Source organism: Roseibium sp. RKSG952 (assembly GCF_009711355.1).
In genome coordinates this window covers 11919-31801 of the sequence record NZ_SMMF01000931.1, presented here as the reverse complement: position 1 = coordinate 31801, position 19883 = coordinate 11919, and the positions used below count along the sequence as shown (strand labels likewise).

The 19883-nt window shown below is 53.8% G+C and carries 20 protein-coding genes and 1 tRNA gene; 11 read left to right on the top strand and 10 right to left on the bottom strand.

The annotated features are described in order from the left end of the window. Nucleotides 1-31 precede the first annotated feature (31 nt). The 3 genes from E1297_RS24655 (at nucleotide 32) to E1297_RS24645 (ending at nucleotide 2961) form a co-directional block, all read left to right on the top strand. The gene (locus E1297_RS24655; protein WP_155143155.1) at nucleotides 32-1213 is read left to right on the top strand and encodes an ABC transporter substrate-binding protein; all 1182 of its coding nucleotides are present in this window, start codon (nucleotides 32-34) and stop codon (nucleotides 1211-1213) included. 132 nt (nucleotides 1214-1345) lie between these two features. Beyond that, entirely contained in the window at nucleotides 1346-2134 is a 789-nt protein-coding gene (locus E1297_RS24650) for an ABC transporter ATP-binding protein (protein ID WP_155143154.1), read from the top strand. A gap of 143 nt (nucleotides 2135-2277) precedes the next feature. Next, entirely contained in the window at nucleotides 2278-2961 is a 684-nt protein-coding gene (locus E1297_RS24645) for an ABC transporter ATP-binding protein (RefSeq protein ID WP_209015972.1), read from the top strand. A gap of 516 nt (nucleotides 2962-3477) precedes the next feature. Here the strand turns inward: E1297_RS24645 and E1297_RS24640 are convergent. Continuing rightward, nucleotides 3478-3831 carry a hypothetical protein gene (locus E1297_RS24640; protein ID WP_155143152.1) on the bottom strand — a complete coding sequence of 118 codons (354 nt, stop codon included), beginning with the start codon at nucleotides 3829-3831 and terminating at the stop codon, nucleotides 3478-3480. Nucleotides 3832-4387: 556 nt separating this feature from the next. On the opposite strand from E1297_RS24640, the gene E1297_RS24635 reads away from it, so the two are divergent. The 5 genes from E1297_RS24635 (at nucleotide 4388) to E1297_RS24615 (ending at nucleotide 8250) form a co-directional block, all read left to right on the top strand. Next, the gene (locus E1297_RS24635; RefSeq protein WP_155143151.1) at nucleotides 4388-4711 is read left to right on the top strand and encodes a hypothetical protein; all 324 of its coding nucleotides are present in this window, start codon (nucleotides 4388-4390) and stop codon (nucleotides 4709-4711) included. A 164-nt stretch (nucleotides 4712-4875) separates the two neighbouring features. Beyond that, complete coding sequence (locus E1297_RS24630; protein WP_155143150.1) at nucleotides 4876-5256, top strand: hypothetical protein; 381 nt, start codon at nucleotides 4876-4878, stop codon at nucleotides 5254-5256. A gap of 228 nt (nucleotides 5257-5484) precedes the next feature. After that, nucleotides 5485-6495 carry a branched-chain amino acid ABC transporter permease gene (locus E1297_RS24625; protein ID WP_155143149.1) on the top strand — a complete coding sequence of 337 codons (1011 nt, stop codon included), beginning with the start codon at nucleotides 5485-5487 and terminating at the stop codon, nucleotides 6493-6495. Next, nucleotides 6492-7805 carry a branched-chain amino acid ABC transporter permease gene (locus E1297_RS24620; protein ID WP_155143148.1) on the top strand — a complete coding sequence of 438 codons (1314 nt, stop codon included), beginning with the start codon at nucleotides 6492-6494 and terminating at the stop codon, nucleotides 7803-7805. The genes E1297_RS24625 and E1297_RS24620 overlap by 4 nt, the downstream gene beginning before the upstream one ends. Nucleotides 7806-7995: 190 nt before the next feature. Beyond that, nucleotides 7996-8250: a hypothetical protein gene (locus E1297_RS24615; protein WP_155143147.1), complete on the top strand. Its 255-nt coding sequence runs from the start codon at nucleotides 7996-7998 to the stop codon at nucleotides 8248-8250. Between the two features lie 47 nt (nucleotides 8251-8297). On the opposite strand, the gene E1297_RS24610 is transcribed toward E1297_RS24615, so the two are convergent. Next, nucleotides 8298-9845 (bottom strand): helicase HerA-like domain-containing protein, encoded by a 1548-nt coding sequence (locus E1297_RS24610; protein ID WP_155143146.1) that lies wholly within the window; start codon nucleotides 9843-9845, stop codon nucleotides 8298-8300. Nucleotides 9846-10307: 462 nt separating this feature from the next. On the opposite strand from E1297_RS24610, the gene E1297_RS24605 reads away from it, so the two are divergent. Beyond that, on the top strand, nucleotides 10308-10916 hold the full coding sequence (locus tag E1297_RS24605) for an invasion associated locus B family protein (RefSeq protein WP_155143145.1): 609 nt from the start codon (nucleotides 10308-10310) through the stop codon (nucleotides 10914-10916). Nucleotides 10917-10968: 52 nt separating this feature from the next. Here the strand turns inward: E1297_RS24605 and E1297_RS24600 are convergent, their stop codons facing one another. From E1297_RS24600 to E1297_RS24585, 4 genes are read right to left on the bottom strand one after another with little or no spacing between them, the layout of a single operon-like run. Beyond that, entirely contained in the window at nucleotides 10969-12177 is a 1209-nt protein-coding gene (locus tag E1297_RS24600) for a beta-ketoacyl synthase (protein ID WP_155143144.1), read from the bottom strand. Between the two features lie 9 nt (nucleotides 12178-12186). Next, entirely contained in the window at nucleotides 12187-12444 is a 258-nt protein-coding gene (locus tag E1297_RS24595) for an acyl carrier protein (RefSeq protein WP_155143143.1), read from the bottom strand. 32 nt (nucleotides 12445-12476) lie between these two features. Continuing rightward, entirely contained in the window at nucleotides 12477-13568 is a 1092-nt protein-coding gene (gene lpxD / locus E1297_RS24590) for a UDP-3-O-(3-hydroxymyristoyl)glucosamine N-acyltransferase (protein WP_155143142.1), read from the bottom strand. A gap of 35 nt (nucleotides 13569-13603) precedes the next feature. Further along, nucleotides 13604-15214: a murein L,D-transpeptidase gene (locus E1297_RS24585; RefSeq protein WP_155143141.1), complete on the bottom strand. Its 1611-nt coding sequence runs from the start codon at nucleotides 15212-15214 to the stop codon at nucleotides 13604-13606. Between the two features lie 354 nt (nucleotides 15215-15568). Between E1297_RS24585 and E1297_RS24580 the strand changes: the two genes are divergently transcribed. Both E1297_RS24580 and E1297_RS24575 read left to right on the top strand, forming a co-directional pair. Further along, the gene (locus E1297_RS24580; RefSeq protein ID WP_155143140.1) at nucleotides 15569-16138 is read left to right on the top strand and encodes a DUF882 domain-containing protein; all 570 of its coding nucleotides are present in this window, start codon (nucleotides 15569-15571) and stop codon (nucleotides 16136-16138) included. A gap of 455 nt (nucleotides 16139-16593) precedes the next feature. Further along, nucleotides 16594-17007, top strand: a complete 414-nt coding sequence (locus E1297_RS24575; protein ID WP_155143139.1) for a hypothetical protein — start codon at nucleotides 16594-16596, stop codon at nucleotides 17005-17007. Between the two features lie 481 nt (nucleotides 17008-17488). Here the strand turns inward: E1297_RS24575 and E1297_RS24570 are convergent. The 4 genes from E1297_RS24570 to E1297_RS49230 all read right to left on the bottom strand — a co-directional run. Continuing rightward, a tRNA-Arg gene (locus E1297_RS24570) sits at nucleotides 17489-17565 on the bottom strand. Nucleotides 17566-17640: 75 nt separating this feature from the next. Further along, a complete protein-coding gene (locus tag E1297_RS24565; protein WP_155143138.1) occupies nucleotides 17641-18861 on the bottom strand; it encodes a cysteine desulfurase in 1221 nt (406 codons plus the stop codon). Further along, nucleotides 18854-19447, bottom strand: coding sequence for a YIP1 family protein (locus E1297_RS24560; protein ID WP_155143137.1), 594 nt, complete (start codon nucleotides 19445-19447; stop codon nucleotides 18854-18856). Before E1297_RS24560 ends, E1297_RS24565 begins: the two co-directional genes overlap by 8 nt. Then, nucleotides 19444-19883: YIP1 family protein (locus E1297_RS49230; protein WP_196223401.1), on the bottom strand; the 440-nt coding region annotated here is incomplete at its 5' end. The genes E1297_RS24560 and E1297_RS49230, both read right to left, overlap by 4 nt.

The window sequence follows — 19883 nt, the reverse complement described above, 5'->3', positions numbered from 1 at the left end:
AACGAATACGTTCCAATTAGGGAGTAACCATATGAAAAAGCTGCTTACTGCAACTGCAGCAACCGCTCTTCTGGCCGGCACCGCGATGGCTGAAGACGTCAAACTGGGCGTACTGTTTGGCTTTACCGGTCCGATTGAATCGCTGGCCCCGGCAATGGGTTCCGGCGCCGAGCTGGCGATGGCTGAAGTTACCGAATCCGGCAAACTGCTGGATGGCACGACCGTAACCGCTTCGCGAGCTGACACCGGCTGCATCGACAACGGTCTGGCAACATCGAACGGTGAACGCATGATCGCGGACGGCGTTGCCGGTATCATCGGTGGTGACTGCTCGGGCGTAACTGGTGCGATCCTGCAGAACGTTGCGATTCCAAACGGCATGGTCATGATTTCACCATCGGCGACGTCACCTGGGCTGTCGACAATGGAAGACAACGGCCTGTTCTTCCGCACCGCACCGTCGGATGCGCGTGAAGGTCAGGTTATGGCTGACATTCTGAAAGATCGCGGCATCAACTCGATCGCCCTGACCTACACCAACAACGACTACGGCAAGGGTCTGGCCGACGCGATCAAAAGCTCGTTCGAGGCAGCCGGTGGTGAAGTAACCATCACAGCTGCACATGAAGATGGCAAAGCCGACTATTCGGCCGAAGTTGGTGCCTTGGCATCGGCCGGTGGCGATATTCTGGTTGTCGCGGGTTATCTGGATCAGGGTGGTCTGGGCATCATCCAGTCGTCGCTGGACAGCGGTGCGTTTGATACATTCGGTCTGCCTGGTGGCATGATCGGTGACTCGCTGCCTGCAAATGTTGGTCCGGACCTCGATGGTTCGTTTGGTCAGATCGCAGGTTCGGGTGGCGAAGGTGCTGAAAAGTACTTCGCAATGGCCGAAGCCGCAGGTTTCGACGGTTCGTCGCCTTACTCGCCTGAGTCTTACGACGCCGCCGCTCTGTTCATGCTGGCCATGCAGGCCGCAGGTTCGACCAGCCCGGCTGAGTACGGCGCCAAGATCATGGACGTCGCCAACGCTCCGGGTGAAAAGATCTATCCGGGTGAATTGGCGAAAGGTCTGGAGCTTCTGGCCGCAGGTCAGGACATCGACTATGTCGGCGCATCGGGCGTTGAGCTGATCGGCCCCGGTGAAAGCGCGGGTTCTTATCGTGAGATCGAAGTCACTGACGGCGAGAACAAGACCGTCAACTTCCGTTGATCCGACCGATTTCTTCATAATACCAAGCAGCCCGGGCCTTGTGTCCGGGCTGTTTCAATGACAAAAGACCGCACCTCTTTCGGGGGGATGGGGCAATTCAGCAAAGCGCCACACAAGTGGCCAGGGGAACACATGATCGTCGTCGAGGACGTGCATAAGCATTTCGGCGGTTTTCACGCGGTGGATGGTGCATCGCTGGAAATCGAAAAGGGTTCGATCACCGGGCTCATCGGGCCCAACGGGGCGGGAAAAACCACTCTGTTCAATGTCATCGCCGGGGTGCTTCCACCCACCAGCGGCAAGGTGTTCATGGATGGCGAGGATATCACCGGCCTGCCCCCGCATGATCTGTTTCATAAAGGTCTGCTGCGTACGTTCCAGATCGCGCACGAGTTTTCATCGATGAGCTGCCGCGAGAACCTGATGATGGTCCCTGGCGCCCAATCTGGTGAATCGCTCTGGAATACCTGGTTCGGCCGCAAACGCATCGCAGATGAAGAGCGTGCGCTGAAAGCCAAAGCAGACGAGGTGCTGGAATTCCTGACAATCGAACATCTGGCCGACCACAAGGCGGGTCAGGTCTCGGGCGGTCAGAAGAAACTGCTTGAGCTGGGCCGCACCATGATGGTCGACGCCAAGATCGTATTCCTGGACGAGGTCGGCGCGGGCGTGAACCGCACCCTGCTGATGACGATCGCCGACACAATCCTGCGTCTGAACAAGGAACGCGGCTATACCTTCGTGGTTATCGAACACGACATGGATTTCATCGGCAAGATCTGTGACCCGGTCATCTGTATGGCCGAAGGCAAAGTGCTGGCCGAAGGCACTCTGGACGAAATCAAGGCGAATGAGCACGTGATCGAAGCCTATCTGGGCACCGGCCTCAAGAACAAAGATAAGCTGGAGGCCGAGGCATGAGCGATAATCCCTATCAGGACGATCACGGGAACAAGGACGCCTCGATCACCAACACTCAGGGCGTCGGCACAATGACACCTGCACATCGCGTAAGCGGTGAAACACACTATGTTGGCGGCGGTCCCTTCCTGATCGGTGACACGATGACGGGTGGCTATGGCAAAGGCCCCGACATTCTGCACGACTGCACCATCGCCGTGGACAAAGGTGAGATTGCGGTGATCGTGGGCCCGAACGGCGCTGGCAAGTCGACCGCAATGAAGGCTGTCTTTGGGATGCTGGACGTTCGCGCAGGTTCGGTACGTCTGGATGGCGAGGATATCACTAACCTCAGCCCACAGGACCGTGTGATCAAAGGCATGGGGTTCGTTCCGCAAACGCAGAATATCTTTACGTCCATGACGGTCGAGGAAAACCTCGAGATGGGCGCTTTCATCCGTCGCGATGATATCAGCCAGACGATGGAGCAGGTCTATGACCTCTTCCCCATCCTGCGCGACAAGCGCAATCAGGCGGCCGGAGAACTGTCGGGCGGTCAGCGCCAACAGGTTGCTGTGGGCCGCGCACTGATGACTCAGCCCAAAGTGCTGATGTTGGACGAACCGACTGCCGGTGTGTCACCCATCGTGATGGATGAACTGTTTGATCGGATCATTGAGGTGTCCCGCACTGGCCTGCCGATCCTGATGGTTGAACAGAACGCTCGTCAGGCCCTTGAGATCGCGGATAAGGGATATGTGCTGGTTCAGGGGCGGAATGCCTATACTGGCACGGGCAAAGAATTGCTGGCTGACCCTGAGGTACGGAAGAGTTTCTTGGGGGGCTGAACGTGCGAAAAGCATTGGTTGCGCTTCTGTTGTTGACGCCTCAGACATTAAAAGCGCAAGCAACTTCATTTGTATGTAAGTTCAATACCGAGTGCATTCGCGATAGCGGATGCGAAAAACAGGAAATGAACTTAACCTTCTTCTTAGATGATCAAGGACAAGCATACATGCAAGGGAATGTAGATCTAGTTCAAGTCATGCCGTTGGCCGGTGATCAAGCATTCTCATTCGTTGAGCCCTTAGGGAGTGGAGCAGTACAATCTACGTCTGTTTTAGCGGATGGGACAGCAATTCACTCTCGGCACACTGCGATTTCCGGAGAGTTCGTTGCTTCGCAGTGGTACGGGCACTGTTCGTCATTCGGTGGATCAAATTAGTAAAATCCGCAAACCAACGTTCAGTACTCTCCAAATTCATTTCAATTGATTTGTGTTGCTGTCTTTCCCAAGGACCAGCGAAGCGGGAAAACAGGAGTTCCTCCAATCCTGTCCTCACCGCGATGATGTTCAAGATCATTCACCCAATCGGATCACCACACGACCCGAAATCCTGCGCAGCGTGCGGACCTTTGATCGACATGTCATAGTTGAGGTTGTCAAAATCCACGACAAAGGTCACGACATCCTTGTCCATGATATGCAGGAAGGTCAGTGAATTCAGACCTGCAATGATCGTCGCTTCGCCCTTGATGTCATCAGTTACGATGAACCCTTTGTCGGTCGCCCCAGACCGTGCCAGCGTCACAGCGCCCCCATTGCTGTCTGATACACAGTTCACAACGAAGTCCGCTCCGTTCAGCGGATCGTTTGTTGCGGCGAAAGCAATCGTGGGCATGGCAAGACCGGCGAGCAACAAGATGGTATTTTTCATAGTTCTACTTTCCTTCTGGGGTCCGGTTCGGATGAGTGACCGGCCGGGACCCTTTGTTCCTGTCTGGGGCGGGACATGCCCTGCGCCACGAACATAGGTAGATAGAATACTGCCTTCGCAAAGACTTATCGGCCTTGCCTCACGCCTAGTTGAGAGTAAGTGAGAATTGTCGCGCAAGCGCCTGGTGAGTTCACAGGTCAGACAGATTCAGCCTGGTGACGGGTTGGCTTTGGCGACAGCGCTGAATCACCTTAAAGCAAACAAACCAAAGCGTTTATGACCGATTTTGTGTCTCCAATGTGGCGCCTGACCAGCGCTCATGGTTTCGATGATCAAACATACATTCTAAACCATTGAATTGATTGATTTGACCAACTGGAAAAAAGAACAAGCAGATTTTCGCACGAACCGAAGTTGGACACCGTTAGGCTGTATTGGCGTCACAATGCCTGACTAGTTCCGCATCGTCCGGATACAAAAGATATCCGGGCTACACATGTAATTTGAACATGCTGCCAAAGCGAAACAAGACCAATAAAACTAAGGAAATCTCAACATGAAAACCTGGATCATGGCTGCTGTTGCCGCTGTTCTTGCGACTGGTGCAGCTGCAGAGGAACGTCACTTTGTCTGTGTATCAGATCGTGACGGCAGCGAAGTCCGCCTGAACCGTGCTCCTGAAGGAGACAAGGGCAGCATCGAGACAAAGGACATCGAGGGCGATGCAATGGTCTTCAAAGGTGTTGGCAACATGACTTTCGTCCATATCGAAGAAAGTGATGTGATGACCTTTGTCGTGCATTTCTCGGACATGACCTACGACCTGTCCGTCAAAGGACCCCACGCCGGAACCGACCACGGATCGTGTGAAGAGGTTTAAAACAACTCGCCCAATAATTGAATTCGATACACACGATTCAACGTTTGATTTTGTGATCCTACTCGCCTACCCCGGTGCCGAAAATCGTGAGTCAAAAACTCACGATTCTTTGGTGCCACGTCGCAGCAGCCTATGCCACAAGCGACCACTTCAGGAGAAGCAAAATGAAACACCTGGCCGCCCTTGCAGCCGTATTTATTCCTGTCGCCGCTCAGTCCGTGACGCTGGATGTTCCCAAAGGTCGGTTCGTCTATGAATGTCAGCTGACCGAGATCTGCAAGGCGGGAAAGTGCTCGTCCCTCGATCCCGTTATTCCAGTCACGCTGGACCGGGTCGAAGGGAATTCCAAGGGCACTGTGACTAAGCAGGGTAAAGTTATCGAAGTTCTGGTGTTCCCCGGACTGGGAACGCACGAATTCCTCTCGATTTCTGCCGGCGGAAGTGTTGGCTATACCGTTAATGACGAAACCGGAAAGGTCTCAGTTCATACGTCAGGTGGCCAGATGCATGATGAACGCGGAAAATGCGCGGTAACCAACAAGTAGTCTGGTTATATTCATCGCTTCGATGATTGGGCCGAACGGATATGAACTCTGTTCGGCCTTTGTATTTTTCAGGCCCTGCATCGACATGCGAGTTTTCAACCTGACGATGCGGAGGCCAGAAAAAACATGAGAAAATTGCCGATTTAACAGCGTTATTCGCTACCTGATTGTTGTGTATCGGGCGGCCAGCATGCCATAAAGCCGCACCCGAGAAAATGAGAAGGTCACATGGACATACTGAACGCGCTTGTCGCGCTTGCTAACTTTGTGCTGGTGCCGGCAATCGCCTACGGATCCCAGCTTGCCCTAGGGGCGCTGGGGGTCACTCTGATCTACGGCATTCTGCGATTTTCCAACTTTGCTCATGGTGACACGATGGCGTTTGGCGCCATGATTGCCGTGCTTGTCACTTGGGGGCTGCAAGCCGCCGGTGTCAGCTTTGGCCCGTTGCCCACTGCATTGCTGGCCCTGCCATTCGCGATACTTGGATGCATTATTCTTGTCCTGATCACAGACAGACTGGTTTATCGTTTCTATCGTGAACAGAAAGCCAAACCAGTCATATTGGTCATTGTCTCGATGGGTGTCATGTTCATCATGAACGGCCTTGTTCGCTTTATCATCGGACCCGACGATCAGCGCTTTTCAGATGGTGCGCGTTTTCTGATTTCCGCACGTGATTTCAAGAAGATGACTGGCCTGAACGAGGGACTTGCGATCAAGACCTCACAGGGCATCACCGTCGTCGTCGCCGTTGTCTCGGTCGCCTTGCTGTTCTGGTTTCTGAACAAAACACGCACCGGGAAATCCATGCGTGCCTATTCAGACAACGAAGATCTGGCGCTGCTTTCGGGCATCAACCCGGAACGCGTCGTGATGATCACCTGGATCATCGTGGCAGCGTTGGCGACAACCGCCGGTGTGCTGTATGGGCTGGATAAGAGCTTTAAGCCGTTTGTGTATTTCCAGCTTCTGCTTCCAATCTTTGCTTCGGCCATTGTCGGCGGCCTGGGTAATCCGTTGGGCGCAATCGCCGGAGGTTTCATCATCGCTTTCTCGGAAGTCACGATCACCTATGCGTGGAAGAAAGTCCTCACCTACATTGCGCCCGAGAGTTTGGCACCGTCAGGCTTGGTTCAGTTCTTGTCCACGGACTACAAATTTGCCGTCAGCTTCGTCATCCTGCTGATCGTGCTTCTGTTTAAGCCCACGGGGCTGTTCAAGGGGAAAGCGGTATGAGTGAGATGACCAAAAACACTCTGCTATTCGTAGTGGTCGGTGCGCTTATTCTTGTGACCGGCTTTTCCCAAAGCTGGAACACCGCGATCCTGATCCTGAACATGGGGCTGATCTCGGCCATCATGGCCATAGGTGTTAACCTTCAGTGGGGTTTTGCGGGCCTGTTCAACGTCGGCGTCATGGGCTTTGTAGCCCTTGGCGGACTTGGTGTGGTTCTTGTTTCCACCCCACCGACCCCCGGTGCATGGTCTGCCGGCGGATACGGAATCATCCTTGCCCTGCTGCTGGGTGCTGCAACGGTTGTAGCTGCTGTTCTTGTTGCGCAAAAACTGCCCAGCGGACGTGTTCGGACTCTTTCGATCATAGGTATTCTGATCGTTGGTTTCTTCGTTTACCGTGCAATTTTTGATCCGAATGCTGCTGCAGTCGAAGCAATCAATCCCGCGGTGGAAGGCAACATTGGCGGACTGAACTTGCCGGTTCTGCTGGCGTGGCCTGCAGGTGGATTGCTGGCTGCCGGTGCTGCATGGTTGATCGGCAAAACGGCGCTGGGGCTTCGCTCGGACTATCTTGCAATCGCAACACTGGGAATTGCCGAAATCATCATTGCCATCATGAAGAACGAGGATTGGTTGGCTCGGGGCGTTAAGAATGTCTACGGCATCCCGCGTCCATCCCCGGTCGTTGGCTATGAGATCGAGCTACAAAAAGATCCGGGCTTCATTGAGCGTGCAGCGTGGTTCGGTCTGGATCCGGTTACAGCCTCCACACTCTCGGTCAAACTCGGATATTCGGTGTTGTTCCTGGCTGTCCTGCTCATTCTGCTCTGGATGGCTCAAATGGCGTTGAAGAGCCCTTGGGGCCGTATGATGCGCGCAATCCGTGACAACGAAGTTGCCGCCGAAGCCATGGGCAAGGATGTGACCCGTCGCCACTTGCAGATTTTCGTTCTGGGGTCGGCCATTTGTGGAATTGCGGGTGCCATGATGACCACGCTGGATGGGCAGCTGACACCAAGCGCATACCAGCCATTGCGCTTTACGTTCCTGGTCTGGGTCATGGTTATTGTCGGCGGCTCCGGCAACAATTTCGGCGCTGTTCTGGGGGCATTTTTGATCTGGTTCCTCTGGGTTCAGGTCGAACCAATCGGGCTGTGGTTGATGAACCTGATCACAGCTGGAATGCCGGACGGAAGTGCACTCAAGACACATCTGATCGAAAGCGCAGCCCACATGCGCCTGTTTACCATGGGCCTGATATTGCTGGTTGTTCTCAGATTTAGTCCAAGGGGCCTTATTCCGGAGAAATAGTTCCGGAAACCTCCGCAAACTAAAAGCCGCGTCGTAATTCGGCGCGGCTTCTTGATTCTAAACAAAAAATTTTATACACGGGTTCATCGTCGGTAAACGTGTTCGTTCCAATGTAGCGAACCAATTCACTCAGTATCATCGGCGTTTCGTAACAATCGGCTCTGGTCATCATAAAAGAACGCAGACACTCATGAAAAAACCATTCACCACATCCGTCACTCTTTTGCCCGTTCTGGCAGCCCTGGCCGGCTGCATTCCCAGCCCGGAAGACCTTGAAACGACTCCAGTCCAAGTTCAGACACCCCAAGGTGTCGTCACCTGCCAGCTCTATCGTCTGGATCGTGTAACCTGGGATCGTGCAATCGATTACCCTGCTACTAAGATGTCTGTAACGCAAGCGGATAACTACTGTCGGCAAGAAGGCCAACGGCGGCTCAAGCGCTAAGCGATAAAAGCCCCGCAGTTTCGTTTCAGCGGGGCTTGACGCCAATTCTATCGGTTTCTGAACAAACCGCCCAAAATGCCACGCACAATCCGGCGGCCTGTGGTGCCTTTGAGTTCCTTTATCACCGCTTCACTCATTGCACTGGTAAAAGTGTCTTTCTTGCGCACCGCCCTTGATGTTGATCGGCCAACACGTCCCCCGGTGTATCGGCGAGCCGAAGAATACTCCCGTTCCATCGGACTTTGCCGTTCGACCACTTCGTCAGCTTCCGCGACCTCTGCCTCTTGCGCAGCCTGGTTCGCTCTAGCCTGCAATATCTCGAACGCCGATTTCCGATCCAGCAGCTTGTCATACTTTCCCGCCATTGGAGACGCATCGAGAACAGCTTGACGTTCCGCTGCAGTGATTGGCCCAAGCTGGGACCCAGGAGGGCGAATAAGGGTGCGTTCAACCATGCCTGGAATACCCTTCTTCTCAAGCATGGAAGTCACGGCTTCTCCGACTCCTACTTCCCGGATAGCAGTCTCGGTATCGAAGGCCGGATTCTCGCGATAGGTTTCGGCCGCAAGCCGTAGGTTCTTGCGATCCCGCGCGGTAAAGGCGCGTAACGCATGCTGAACCCGGTTACCCAATTGACCGAGTATATCCTCGGGGATGTCGGCCGGGTTCTGGGTAATGAAATAAACCCCAACCCCCTTTGACCGGATCAGGCGCGCCACCTGTTCAACCTTGTCGACCAGAACCTTCGGAGCATCCTCAAATAGCAAGTGTGCTTCGTCAAAAAAGAAGACCAGTTTTGGTTTGTCGGGATCACCAACTTCGGGAAGTTCTTCGAACAGCTCGCTCAGCAACCAAAGAAGGAAAGTCGCATAGAGGCGCGGTGCCCCCATCAACTTATCCGAAGCCAGGATGTTCACCATCCCGTACCCGTTTTCATCCTTTCGCATGAGATCGGACAAGGCCAAGGCTGGCTCACCGAACAAACGGTTCCCACCTTGGTTTTCCAGTACCAGCAAACGCCGTTGTATCGCCCCGATCGAAGCTGTTGATACGTTGCCGTATCTCAGGGAAAGTTGTGCCCGATTTTCACCGATCCAAACCAGCAATGCCTGAAGATCCTTGAGATCCAGCAGCGGCATTCCCTCTTCATCGGCAACCCGAAATGCAATGTTCAGTATCCCTTCCTGGGCTTCGGATAGTTCCAGCAAACGGGAAAACAGCAATGGGCCCATCTCGGTTACTGTCGTGCGGACCGGATGTCCTTGCTCACCAAACAAATCCCAGAATGTCACCGGACAAGCAGAATAGGAAAAATCCGTAAACCCAATTTTTTCTGCACGCTCCATAAAAGCTTTGTGTAACTTGTGTTGGTCGCTGCCGGATCGTGCAAGGCCAGACAGATCCCCTTTGACATCGGCCAGAAACACAGGAACACCAGCTTGCGAGAAACCTTCGGCCAAGATTTGCAACGTTACGGTTTTGCCTGTGCCCGTTGCACCCGCAATCAAACCGTGACGGTTTGCATACTTCAAAGTCAGCCCTTGTGCTTGCCCGTAGTCCTGCCCTGCACCGCCAACAAATATGTTCTCGCTCATGGATTTACTGTCCTAAACTTCATCGCTCTTTGACCAGCATACAAACTTAACCTTTGGCTGCGATAGTCAATTTGCCTTCAATGCGGCTCAAGCCGTCGAGGGCAGACTTCCTCCCTGTCGACTGGCCGTGCCTGCGGGCACGGCTTTTTTCATGGCCTTTAAGTAAAATATTCAAATGCGTAGAATGATTAAATTTTCAGGATAGCTGTTGACCGCTGGCTTCCCCTTTCGTAACGTCTGCGCATAACTAAGTCGGCCAGTCCGACGGGGAGAACTATTCTAAGGGGAGCCGCCTCACCGGCTCCCTTTTTCATTGGCCTGCACAAGACCGAAAACAGCGATCTTTGTGCGTATTCGGCAGAATTTCGTTCAATTCGCAAAACAATGACAGGTTTGCGCCTGACACCTGAAGTTTCAGATGTTAGACGAGTGGAAAAGCTGGATCAGCACAATGAGGCATTCATGATCAAGAAACTTCTCCCACTTAACATGGTGGCGGCCGCTCTTTGGTGCGGTGTAGCCATTGCTCAGGAAACCACGCAGGACGCGGAAACACCGGCAGAAGCGCCGCAAGCCGAAGCGGGTACTGACCTAGATCTGGGCGAAACCGGTCCCCGCATTGGCGAGCAGTACGTTAAGGAAAAATCGGGCGATTGGGAAATTTCGTGTCTGAAGGCTGAAAACGGTGAAGACCCTTGTGCGATGGTCCAGGTACTTAGCGGCCAACAGGGTGAACCCATTGCCGAGATTACCGTTGGAAAACTGCCCGAAGGCGGTGCCGCTGTCGCTTGGGCAAACGTGATTGTTCCGCTCGAAACTCTCCTGCAGGCCCAACTGGCTCTGTCAATCGATGGAGCTCCGCGCAAACTCTATAACTATCACCACTGTGTGCCGGTCGGCTGCGTAGCGCAGCTGGGTCTGACGCAAGGTGATGTGGACGCAATGAAGGCGGGCACAAAAGCCGTTCTGTCGCTGGTTCCGGCCCGTTTCCCGGATCAGATACTGGACATGGAAATGTCCCTCAGCGGTTTCACGTCAGCATTTGACGGACTGTCCGTTAATCTGAATTAAGACGAAAACAAACCTACGAAAAAAGCCGCCGGTTATCTCGGCGGCTTTTTTGTTAGACCCGCTTCAGCGCGAGAACCGCATTCAGGCCACCGAACGCAAACGCGTTGCTCAAGGCAACATCGATCTTCGCTTCACGCGCCTCATTCGGAACAACATCCAAGGCGCATTCCGGATCAGGTTCTTCATAACCGATCGTCGGGGCAATAACGCCGTCTTTGAGTGCCATGATACAGGCCAGCAATTCCACTGCACCCGTACCACCAATAAGGTGACCATGCATCGATTTGGTCGAAGAAATCATCAACTCATCTGCATGAGGCCCAAATACATCTGCAACCGCAGCGCATTCGGTTTTGTCATTTGCCGCTGTACCGGTTCCGTGCGCATTGATGTAACAAACATCGCTGGCATTCAGCTTGGCATCAGCCAGTGCCCCGGACATCGCGCGCGACGCACCTTGCTTGCTTGGCATCACGATATCTGCGGCATCGGAGGACATCGCATATCCAACGACCTCACACAAAATCTCAGCACCCCGAGCCCGTGCGTGCTCGTACTCCTCGAACACGAACACACCAGCCCCCTCGCCCTGAACCATACCATTGCGGTTAGCGCTGAATGGGCGGCAGGCGTCCTTGGACATAACGCGCAAGCCTTCCCAAGCCTTTACGCCCCCAAAGCAGAGCATAGATTCCGAACCGCCAGTCAACATCGCTGGCGCAGCACCGCTGCGGACCATCTGAAAGGCCAATGCCATCGCGTGATTGGACGATGCACAGGCTGTTGAAACTGTAAAGCTTGGGCCTTTGAGATTGTGTTCCATCGAAACGTGGCTGGCAGCGGCGTTGTTCATCAACTTAGGGACGACAAAGGGATGAACGCGGTTTTTGCCATCTTCATAGACAGAGCGATAGTTATCGTCCCATGTAGACACCCCACCGCCGGCAGTACCCAGGACGACCCCGGACCGTGCAGCAAGTTCGCCATGAAACTCGATCCCCGACTGTTCGATCGCTTCTTTTGCGGCCGTCAGTGTGAATTGAGTGAACCGATCATACAATGTCATTTGCTGACGGTTAAAACGGCCTTCAGCCTCGAACCCGCGGACCTGACCGCCGATCTTGATTGCCAGCCTTTCGACATCCCGGAATTCCAGTTCCGATATGCCGCACCGGCCTTCTCTCATGGCTTCAAGGGTATCGGGAACTGAATGGCCCAACGAGTTGATAGTGCCGGCACCTGTAATGACAACGCGTTTCATGATCGCTTGTCAGACCTTTTCCGCAACCAGCTTTTCAATCCCGGCGATGATGGCGGCGACATTCGAAATATCGAAATCGCTGGCTGTTGGTTCATTCGCGTTGAAGGGGATCGTTATGTCAAATTCTTCTTCAATGGCGAAGATGCTCTCGACCAATCCAAGACTGTCGATGCCCAGATCCTCAAGCGTGCTTTCAGGCGTGACATCGGATGGCTCCAGCACTGCCTGCTCTGCAATGATCGCGATGACGCGGTCGCTGATGCTCATAGTGATCCCCTAATTATCGCTTTGAGGATGATTTAATCGCTTGGAGGCTGTTTGAAAACAGCCTTTTTCAACGCCTCGACGTCACGTGCCATACGCGGCAGCCGGCGCTGAGCCTTATAGATGTCTGTGTGGCTTTCCATTTTTATGCCCGGATAGCCCATGATTACGCGCCCGGCAGGTACATTGGAGAGGATCTTGGTTCCACCGCCAGAGATCACTCCATTGCCAATGAAAATATTATCCACGACCCCGGTTTGACCGCCCAGAACAACATTGTTTCCGATTTCAACTGAACCTGAAACGCCTGTCTGGCCGCACAACAAGCAATCTTGCCCAACCCGGGTGTTGTGGCCCACGTGGACAAGGTTATCCAGTTTCGATCCGCTACCAATGCTCGTATTGCGGATAGTTCCGTTGTCGATGGTGCAGTTCGCGCCGACCTCGACATCATCACCGATTTCGACCGCGCCGAGCGAATGGATGCGCAGCCAGTTCTGAGCCTTGGCGTCTCCTTTGTCGCCCATGGTCTTACGGACATTTTCGACGTCAGACACTTCGGGCGTAACAAAGCTAAACCCGTCACCGCCAATCCGTGCGCCGGGCTGCGCAATGAAACGGTCGCCAATCTGAGCCCGTGCGCCGATGCTGACCATTTCGCGCAAGACTGCGTTTGAGCCCAGTTTCGCATCCATCCCGATAACGCAATGGGCGCCGATCACTGATCCCGCGCCAATTTGGGCGCGCGCGCCAACCACACTCAGAGGGCCGATTGCAACGTCGTCACCGATGTCAGCAGTCGGATCGATCACTGCCGAAGGGTGAATGCCCGGTTCTACGCCCTGCCCCCGGTCCAGCATGGCTGTGATCCCTGCCATTGCCATCCGCGGACGTGGCACAAACAACGCTGCCTCTAACCCAAGGGCCTGCCAGTCCGCACCTTCCCATAACACTGCTGCGCGCGCAGTACCGGACGAAAGTGCCTCGGCGTATTTGGGCGACATTGCCATTGCCAGGTCCGTGGCCCCAGCCTCAGCCGGTTCCGCAGCACGCAGGATTGTCAGATCAGTGTTACCCTCGGCCGGGACACCGAGTGCGTCAGCGATTTGTTGAATGGTAAACTGCATGGCAGGCTTCCTTATATCAGGACTTGCCTGCGTGATTACCCCTGAACGTCAGGCAGGACCACCCCTGCTTTTTGCAGCGCTTCCCAAATTTTGCGATCCCGATCATAGACATCGCGGCGGTACTGCACTTCACCTTTGGGGCCGATATAGGCTGTCCGGTAAATCAGGTGCACCGGGACCGGCTTATCCAGGTTCACCTTTGTTTCTTTACCCGTGCTCAGGATGCGATGAAAAAACGCTTTAGGATCTTCTTCCTGACGCGCCAACAATGCATACGCAAATTCGAATGGCTGTGCCAAACGAATACAGCCGTGCGAGAATGCCCGCACTTCACGCGCAAACAAGCTCTTTTGCGGAGTATCGTGCAGATAGATATTGTGCTTGTTCGGGAACATGAACTTCACCAAGCCAAGTGCATTGCTCTTGCTTGGAGGCTGTCGCATGGCGAACGGAAAGTTCTTGGCCGTGAATTGAGTGAAGTCCACCGCTCCTCGGTTTACCTGACGGCCTCGGCGATCGGTGATCTCGATATGACCTACCGCATTCGGATTGGCGCGCAATTTTGGCAGATATTCTTTGGTGATGATCGAGCGTGGTACGTACCAACTCGGGTTGATAACCATATGCTCCATCTCATCCGAGAATTCCGGGCTACGACGATCATGAGTGTTTTTTCCGATAACCGCGCGCGTTTCGAACGTGACGCGACCGTCATCTACGATCTTAGCCGAAAAATCCGCCTGATTTACAAGGATATGGCGTTCGCCCCGTTCACGCGGCAGCCAACGCTCCCGCTCTAGCGCAACGAGTACGGCTTTCAAACGATCCGAAGCCGGACGGTTAAGTTCGGTTATTGTGCCCTGACCAGCAACACCATCAGGCTCCAGGCCATGATCCCGCTGAAAATCCTTCACTGCGGACAGCAGCGTTTTATCGAAAGTCGGGCTGGCAGTCGGCTTCATATACCCCAATGAAACCAATCTGTTGCGAAGCCTAATTACATTCGGCCCACTGTCGCCCAACTCCAGCTTATCAACCGGAACAGTCGATCCCCAACCGCCTTTCGCGATCAGAGATTCAAGCGCCATTTTCTGCTTCATAAGCGCGCGATATTGCCGGGTCTGAGGCGCCAGCTGCTGAATGTAGGCACCATCTTTAGAAGCCAAGACCGCGTTCAGATGTTCCTCGGCCGGCAGCCGATTGACGGTTCGAACAAGGCCGGGATCAATTTGTGAGGGGCGCAACGCACCGGACTGCACGTCACGCGCGTAATTCAGGAAAACACGGCTGAGCTCAGCCTCTATCTGGCCAAGATCCCTGACCGATTTGGCATCCTGCATTTTTGAGATCAGCGACTGAACATCATATCTGGACGCTGGCAAACCGTGCATTTCCACGTTTGCCAGAGCTCTGATCAGAGCCGCACGTCTGGCTGCATGTTCCGGCGTATCGCCAACCCAAACTGGTTCAAAGCCATTGTTGCGATAGAACTCAGCAAGACCAGACCCTGCCGAAGTGCTCTCGGCAACTGACATCTGGAAAGCTGTACTTTGCCCTTCATCGGTTGCTGCCGATGTAAAGGACGCTGAAACCGCAAAACAGGCGGCAAGAAGAAGACTGGTACTTGTCCGAAAGACAGACTGCATGGGATGGCCTTGAATTTTCAATAACTTGTAGTTTGCGCTGCTCGCCGAACAAATATGATTTCGGAACCTGCCCTTTGTCCATTCACAAATAGATGACTCTGACCTATCTGTCAGACGCTGATGCGCGTTTGCATCGGACGACGGAAAAACCGTCGAAATGTGTCATAACTGTGCACACCTGTGTCATATGCGCAAGAAACTGCCGAATATTCCCCCTTGAAAACATGAGTGCGAAAGATTGCTTGGCGGATGATTCCTACTGTGTCATAAATCCCGCATCTGGGGATGGGAAAAAATTAAGAGAGCGCACGTAACATCGTGTGCAGGCAGGAACAGTACGGGACGAAACATAAAATGGCCGAGAGCAGTACTTCGGGGTTGACCCGGCGTGCCCTATTGGGCGCATTTGCGGCAACAGCAGTGGTTGCAGCACCGACTTATTCCAACGCAGCGGGCTTTCTACGCGGGGGTGGCGATATTCGTCGTATCCGCATGTATTCTGGTCGCACTGGCGAACGCATCGACATGATATATTGGGTCGATGGAAAATACATCAAGGATGCTGTCAAAGAAGTGAACCACTTCATGCGCGACTGGCGTACCGACCAGTCCAAATCGATGGATCTGCGCACAATCGACATCATGGCAGCTTCCCATAACCTGCTGGACGTAAATGAGCCTTACATGCTGCTGTCCGGCTATCGTTCCCCACAGACCAATGCAATGTTGCGCTCGCGCTCGCGCGGGGTAGCGAGAAACTCGCTACATATGAAGGGCCAGGCAGCTGATCTGCGCCTGTCTTCACGTTCAGTTTCGCAAATGGCCAAAGCAGCTATGTCCTGTCGTGCAGGCGGTGTTGGTCAGTACTACCGCTCGAACTTTGTCCATATGGATTGCGGTGTGGTTCGCAGTTGGCGCGGCTAAGAAACACAAATCGTTAACTGCCTGAAACCCCGGTGTGCCGTACCACCCGGGGTTTTGTTTTATGGATTTGTTCACTTTGGTCTGACTTAGCGCAGTTGTTTCAACCAGAACTGGTAAGTCAAGTGATTGCGGCAGATCACACAAGACTGCGCCCTGCGTCTTCAATCGGAAAAATAGTTGGTCGATGGCGCGCCTCAGAGCTCCACACGATTCGTAAGATTTTGTTATAAGTGCAGTCTATTCCGGCTCAGAAAGTGAGAAGTGAACTTGCATTTATTTTCAACCGATCCTGAAGGTTAGAACCACCGCAACATCTGGCAACATAAGCGCGACGACTCAACTGAAGCATCGCGCGGATAGCCAAAATACTGCCGCATTTCATCGATACGCCCTCTATCAATGCTATTTTAAGTCGATCGGTTCAGGCCTGTCGACGAACGTACTCGGAGAGCACAATGTGTGGATATTGCGGCAGGCCATTGAACCCTGGACTTATCGATAGTTTGAGAAACGATCTCCCGGACAATGTTGTTGCCAATGGCGATACGAACAATGCGGGAAGCACTGCTATGGTAAACGCAGTTGCGGTCGATGCCAGTGGCGGTTGGCAACTGCAGGAATTAGGAAACTTGTTCAAACTCGCTGAATCTGTAACCGCAACCAATGCATGGACTGGCAACGACGAGTTTGTATTTAACGCTCCGGCTCAGGACACCGAAAATGGCGCGTCAGCCAATGGGTTGGATCTCAGGTTGTCCAGTTTGATGGGACAAAAAAGTTCATCATTGTCTTCACAAACCACAGAAACCCCTGAAGTGGTGTTTTGGACTTTTGACACGGTCTCATCATTTGATGACTGGTTTTCCTGAGAGGAATGACTGAAACACCCAGCACAGGCCACTCGCAATAATGCCCGACCACATAGGTCGGGTGATTGCTCCGATGAGGAAGTGACGCATTCTAGTCCGCACAGGACGATCCCGAGTTTTGTTCATCGCAACCACGCAAAGACTTTGACCTAGAGAAATCTGGGTTTGGCAACGTCTTCACGCTTTCATCAGTACGGCTGGCTTCTGTCTCAACCCGGAACATGCCCGCTATACCGGTGTCGCGGGCTACCCAGTGATTGCTGAGAGCGTTCAGCGCAATTGATCGCGACGCTATCCATTTTCGGCATAGAGCCATCGATTACAGCTGCTGTTCTTCATCTCCTAAGAAGTAGTGAACCATCGCCTTAACAGACAGTTCGCTAGGTACGACCGACCAAAAAGACCGAATAAGGAATGGATGAACAAACAGCTAGTACCGGCACTCTTAAGTCGCCGATAAATCACATTAATTTAGGGTATATGGCGCACCTGAGAGGATTCGAACCTCTGGCCTCTGCCTTCGGAGGGCAGCGCTCTATCCAGCTGAGCTACAGGTGCCTTGGCCGTTAGCTAACCCTGATACGATCCGGGTGCAACTGAAAATCTGCTCCTGATGCCAAGCTTTTGACAACATCAGGCGAACAGATCATGGGCAAGCTCCAGTGCGTCGATCAGCGTATCGACCTCATCTGTTGTGTTGTACAGACCAAAGCTGGCGCGGCAGGTGGCCGTCACTCCCAGATGATCCATCAGTGGCCCGGCGCAATGGTGGCCAGCACGAACCGCTACGCCTTTTTTGTCGAGAATCGTAGAAACGTCATGGGCGTGCCCTGCCCCGTCCAATGTGAAACTGAAGATTGCAGCCTTATTAGACGTCGTTCCCTGAACCTGTAGCCAGTTCAGCCCGGTAAGGCGCTGCATCGCGTAGTCACGAAGTGAAGATTCGTGCGCCGCGATGTCTTCCATCCCGAGCTCCATCATATAATCAAGCGCGACACCCATCCCGATGGTTTGCACGATGCCCGGCGTACCAGCTTCGAACTTCATTGGTGGGTCGTTGTAGATGACCTGATCTTTGGACACTTCCTTGATCATGTCCCCACCGCCAATGAAGGGGCGCATCTCGGCCATACGCTCGGATTTGATGTAGATCGCACCAGACCCGGACGGACCGTAAAGCTTGTGTCCGGTGATCGCATAGAAATCGCAGCCAATATCCTGAACGTTGACCGCCATATGCACCGCGCCCTGGCTACCATCCACCAGAACCGGCACACCTTTGTCATGCGCGCCCTGCGTGATAGCTTTGACGTCCACAACAGTGCCCAGGACATTCGAACAATGGGTGACCGCAACCAGTTTGGTTTTCGGCCCGATCGCATCAATCACTGCTTGCGGATCCAGGCTGCCATCGGCGTCAACATCGACCCACTTCAATACAACGCCCTGCCGTTCCCGAAGAAAGTGCCACGGGACGATGTTTGCGTGATGCTCCATCACACTGAGTACAATCTCGTCCCCCGCTTCCATCCGGGGCATGGCCCAACCATAGGCAACCAGATTGATACCTTCAGTCGTACCCGAATTCAGGACAATCTCATCCTCGTTGGAGACACCCAGAAAACGCGCAACGGTTCCGCGCACGGATTCATACTTCTCAGTAGCGAGGTTGGACAGATAGTGAAGTCCTCGATGCACATTCGAGTACTCATGCGCATATGCATTCGTCACCGCGTCAATCACCACCTGCGGCTTTTGCGCTGATGCGCCGTTGTCGAGATAAGTCAACGGCTTGCCGTTCACCTCTCGTGACAGGATGGGAAAATCGGATCGGATCTTCTGAACGTCATACATGGGCGGGGATTCCCAGCATTGGTCCCCCAACGAGGGACAACAGGATAGTGATAACAACGGCGATAGCCAGCGCCGAAAGAACGAGAACGCCAAGCGCCTTGAGCGGAGATCCAAAGCGATGGGCCTGATCGATGAAGTGGACCGTGATGTAAAGGCCCAGCAAGAAAGCTGCAAAAGCCAGAATGTCCAACAGCCCGGGAAGGCTGATCAGCAACAATAGGCTGAAGGCCTGAACAGCGACACGCAGAAACTGAAGCCAGACCATCAGTATCATGATGTCATTGAAAGACCCTTTGCCGCCCATCTTTTGGCCGACCTGATAGAATGCGGCGATGCTGACGACCAGCCCACCGCCAACCACGGCGACATACAGGGTGATTGATCCGGCCAGATCCTGCATATCAGGGTCGCTTACGGGGTATAGGACGTTTGACAGAACCTGAAGCAAGGTGTTCAGAACAACGGCAAGCGCCAAAGCCACCCAGAGCGCCTCGCGGTTCATATTCAGAGTCAACAACCTTCGCGCAGCTTCGGCGGGGTCTTTGACTGTGAGCAAAGCCAGATTACCCAATACGGCGACATTCATGCGGCAGGCCCTTGTGCTTGTCTGAAACCGGAGAACCAGAACCACACAAAAACCACAACCCACAAAAGACCCGCAGCTGTTTGCGCCGGTCCCGGTCCGATAAATCCGGCGATCAGGCCATTCAGCAGAACTAAGGGCGCTGAGGCCAAGAGCGCCCAGAACAAAGCAAGCCGGGCGCCATAGGATGTGCTTTTACCTCCTACAAGCTTCGCCCCGAGATACGAAATCCAAGCCAGAAAATAGAACATTAACGGCAAGATGAAGACCGATCCCAGTAGCGCCCCGCCCAAGAGCATGTTGAGTTCAAGATTCTCAAGATGGGCGCGCCGGGCCAGACCGGGCAGCTGAGCAATAAAGCCAACCACGCAGAACGCCATCACAAACGCCAGCGCTCGATCTTCGCGTGGCCCCATATCCAACAGGCGCCGCACCACAC

Excerpts from the sequence above, each read along its gene's own strand:
- E1297_RS24655 (WP_155143155.1), top strand. The coding sequence starts at position 32 with ATGAAAAAGCTGCTTACTGCAACTGCAGCAACCGCTCTTCTGGCCGGC.
- E1297_RS24650 (WP_155143154.1), top strand. The coding sequence starts at position 1,346 with ATGATCGTCGTCGAGGACGTGCATAAGCATTTCGGCGGTTTTCACGCG.
- E1297_RS24645 (WP_209015972.1), top strand. The coding sequence starts at position 2,278 with ATGACGGGTGGCTATGGCAAAGGCCCCGACATTCTGCACGACTGCACC.
- E1297_RS24640 (WP_155143152.1), bottom strand. The coding sequence starts at position 3,831 with ATGAAAAATACCATCTTGTTGCTCGCCGGTCTTGCCATGCCCACGATT.
- E1297_RS24635 (WP_155143151.1), top strand. The coding sequence starts at position 4,388 with ATGAAAACCTGGATCATGGCTGCTGTTGCCGCTGTTCTTGCGACTGGT.
- E1297_RS24630 (WP_155143150.1), top strand. The coding sequence starts at position 4,876 with ATGAAACACCTGGCCGCCCTTGCAGCCGTATTTATTCCTGTCGCCGCT.
- E1297_RS24625 (WP_155143149.1), top strand. The coding sequence starts at position 5,485 with ATGGACATACTGAACGCGCTTGTCGCGCTTGCTAACTTTGTGCTGGTG.
- E1297_RS24620 (WP_155143148.1), top strand. The coding sequence starts at position 6,492 with ATGAGTGAGATGACCAAAAACACTCTGCTATTCGTAGTGGTCGGTGCG.
- E1297_RS24615 (WP_155143147.1), top strand. The coding sequence starts at position 7,996 with ATGAAAAAACCATTCACCACATCCGTCACTCTTTTGCCCGTTCTGGCA.
- E1297_RS24610 (WP_155143146.1), bottom strand. The coding sequence starts at position 9,845 with ATGAGCGAGAACATATTTGTTGGCGGTGCAGGGCAGGACTACGGGCAA.
- E1297_RS24605 (WP_155143145.1), top strand. The coding sequence starts at position 10,308 with ATGATCAAGAAACTTCTCCCACTTAACATGGTGGCGGCCGCTCTTTGG.
- E1297_RS24600 (WP_155143144.1), bottom strand. The coding sequence starts at position 12,177 with ATGAAACGCGTTGTCATTACAGGTGCCGGCACTATCAACTCGTTGGGC.
- E1297_RS24595 (WP_155143143.1), bottom strand. The coding sequence starts at position 12,444 with ATGAGCATCAGCGACCGCGTCATCGCGATCATTGCAGAGCAGGCAGTG.
- lpxD (WP_155143142.1), bottom strand. The coding sequence starts at position 13,568 with ATGCAGTTTACCATTCAACAAATCGCTGACGCACTCGGTGTCCCGGCC.
- E1297_RS24585 (WP_155143141.1), bottom strand. The coding sequence starts at position 15,214 with ATGCAGTCTGTCTTTCGGACAAGTACCAGTCTTCTTCTTGCCGCCTGT.
- E1297_RS24580 (WP_155143140.1), top strand. The coding sequence starts at position 15,569 with ATGGCCGAGAGCAGTACTTCGGGGTTGACCCGGCGTGCCCTATTGGGC.
- E1297_RS24575 (WP_155143139.1), top strand. The coding sequence starts at position 16,594 with ATGTGTGGATATTGCGGCAGGCCATTGAACCCTGGACTTATCGATAGT.
- E1297_RS24565 (WP_155143138.1), bottom strand. The coding sequence starts at position 18,861 with ATGTATGACGTTCAGAAGATCCGATCCGATTTTCCCATCCTGTCACGA.
- E1297_RS24560 (WP_155143137.1), bottom strand. The coding sequence starts at position 19,447 with ATGAATGTCGCCGTATTGGGTAATCTGGCTTTGCTCACAGTCAAAGAC.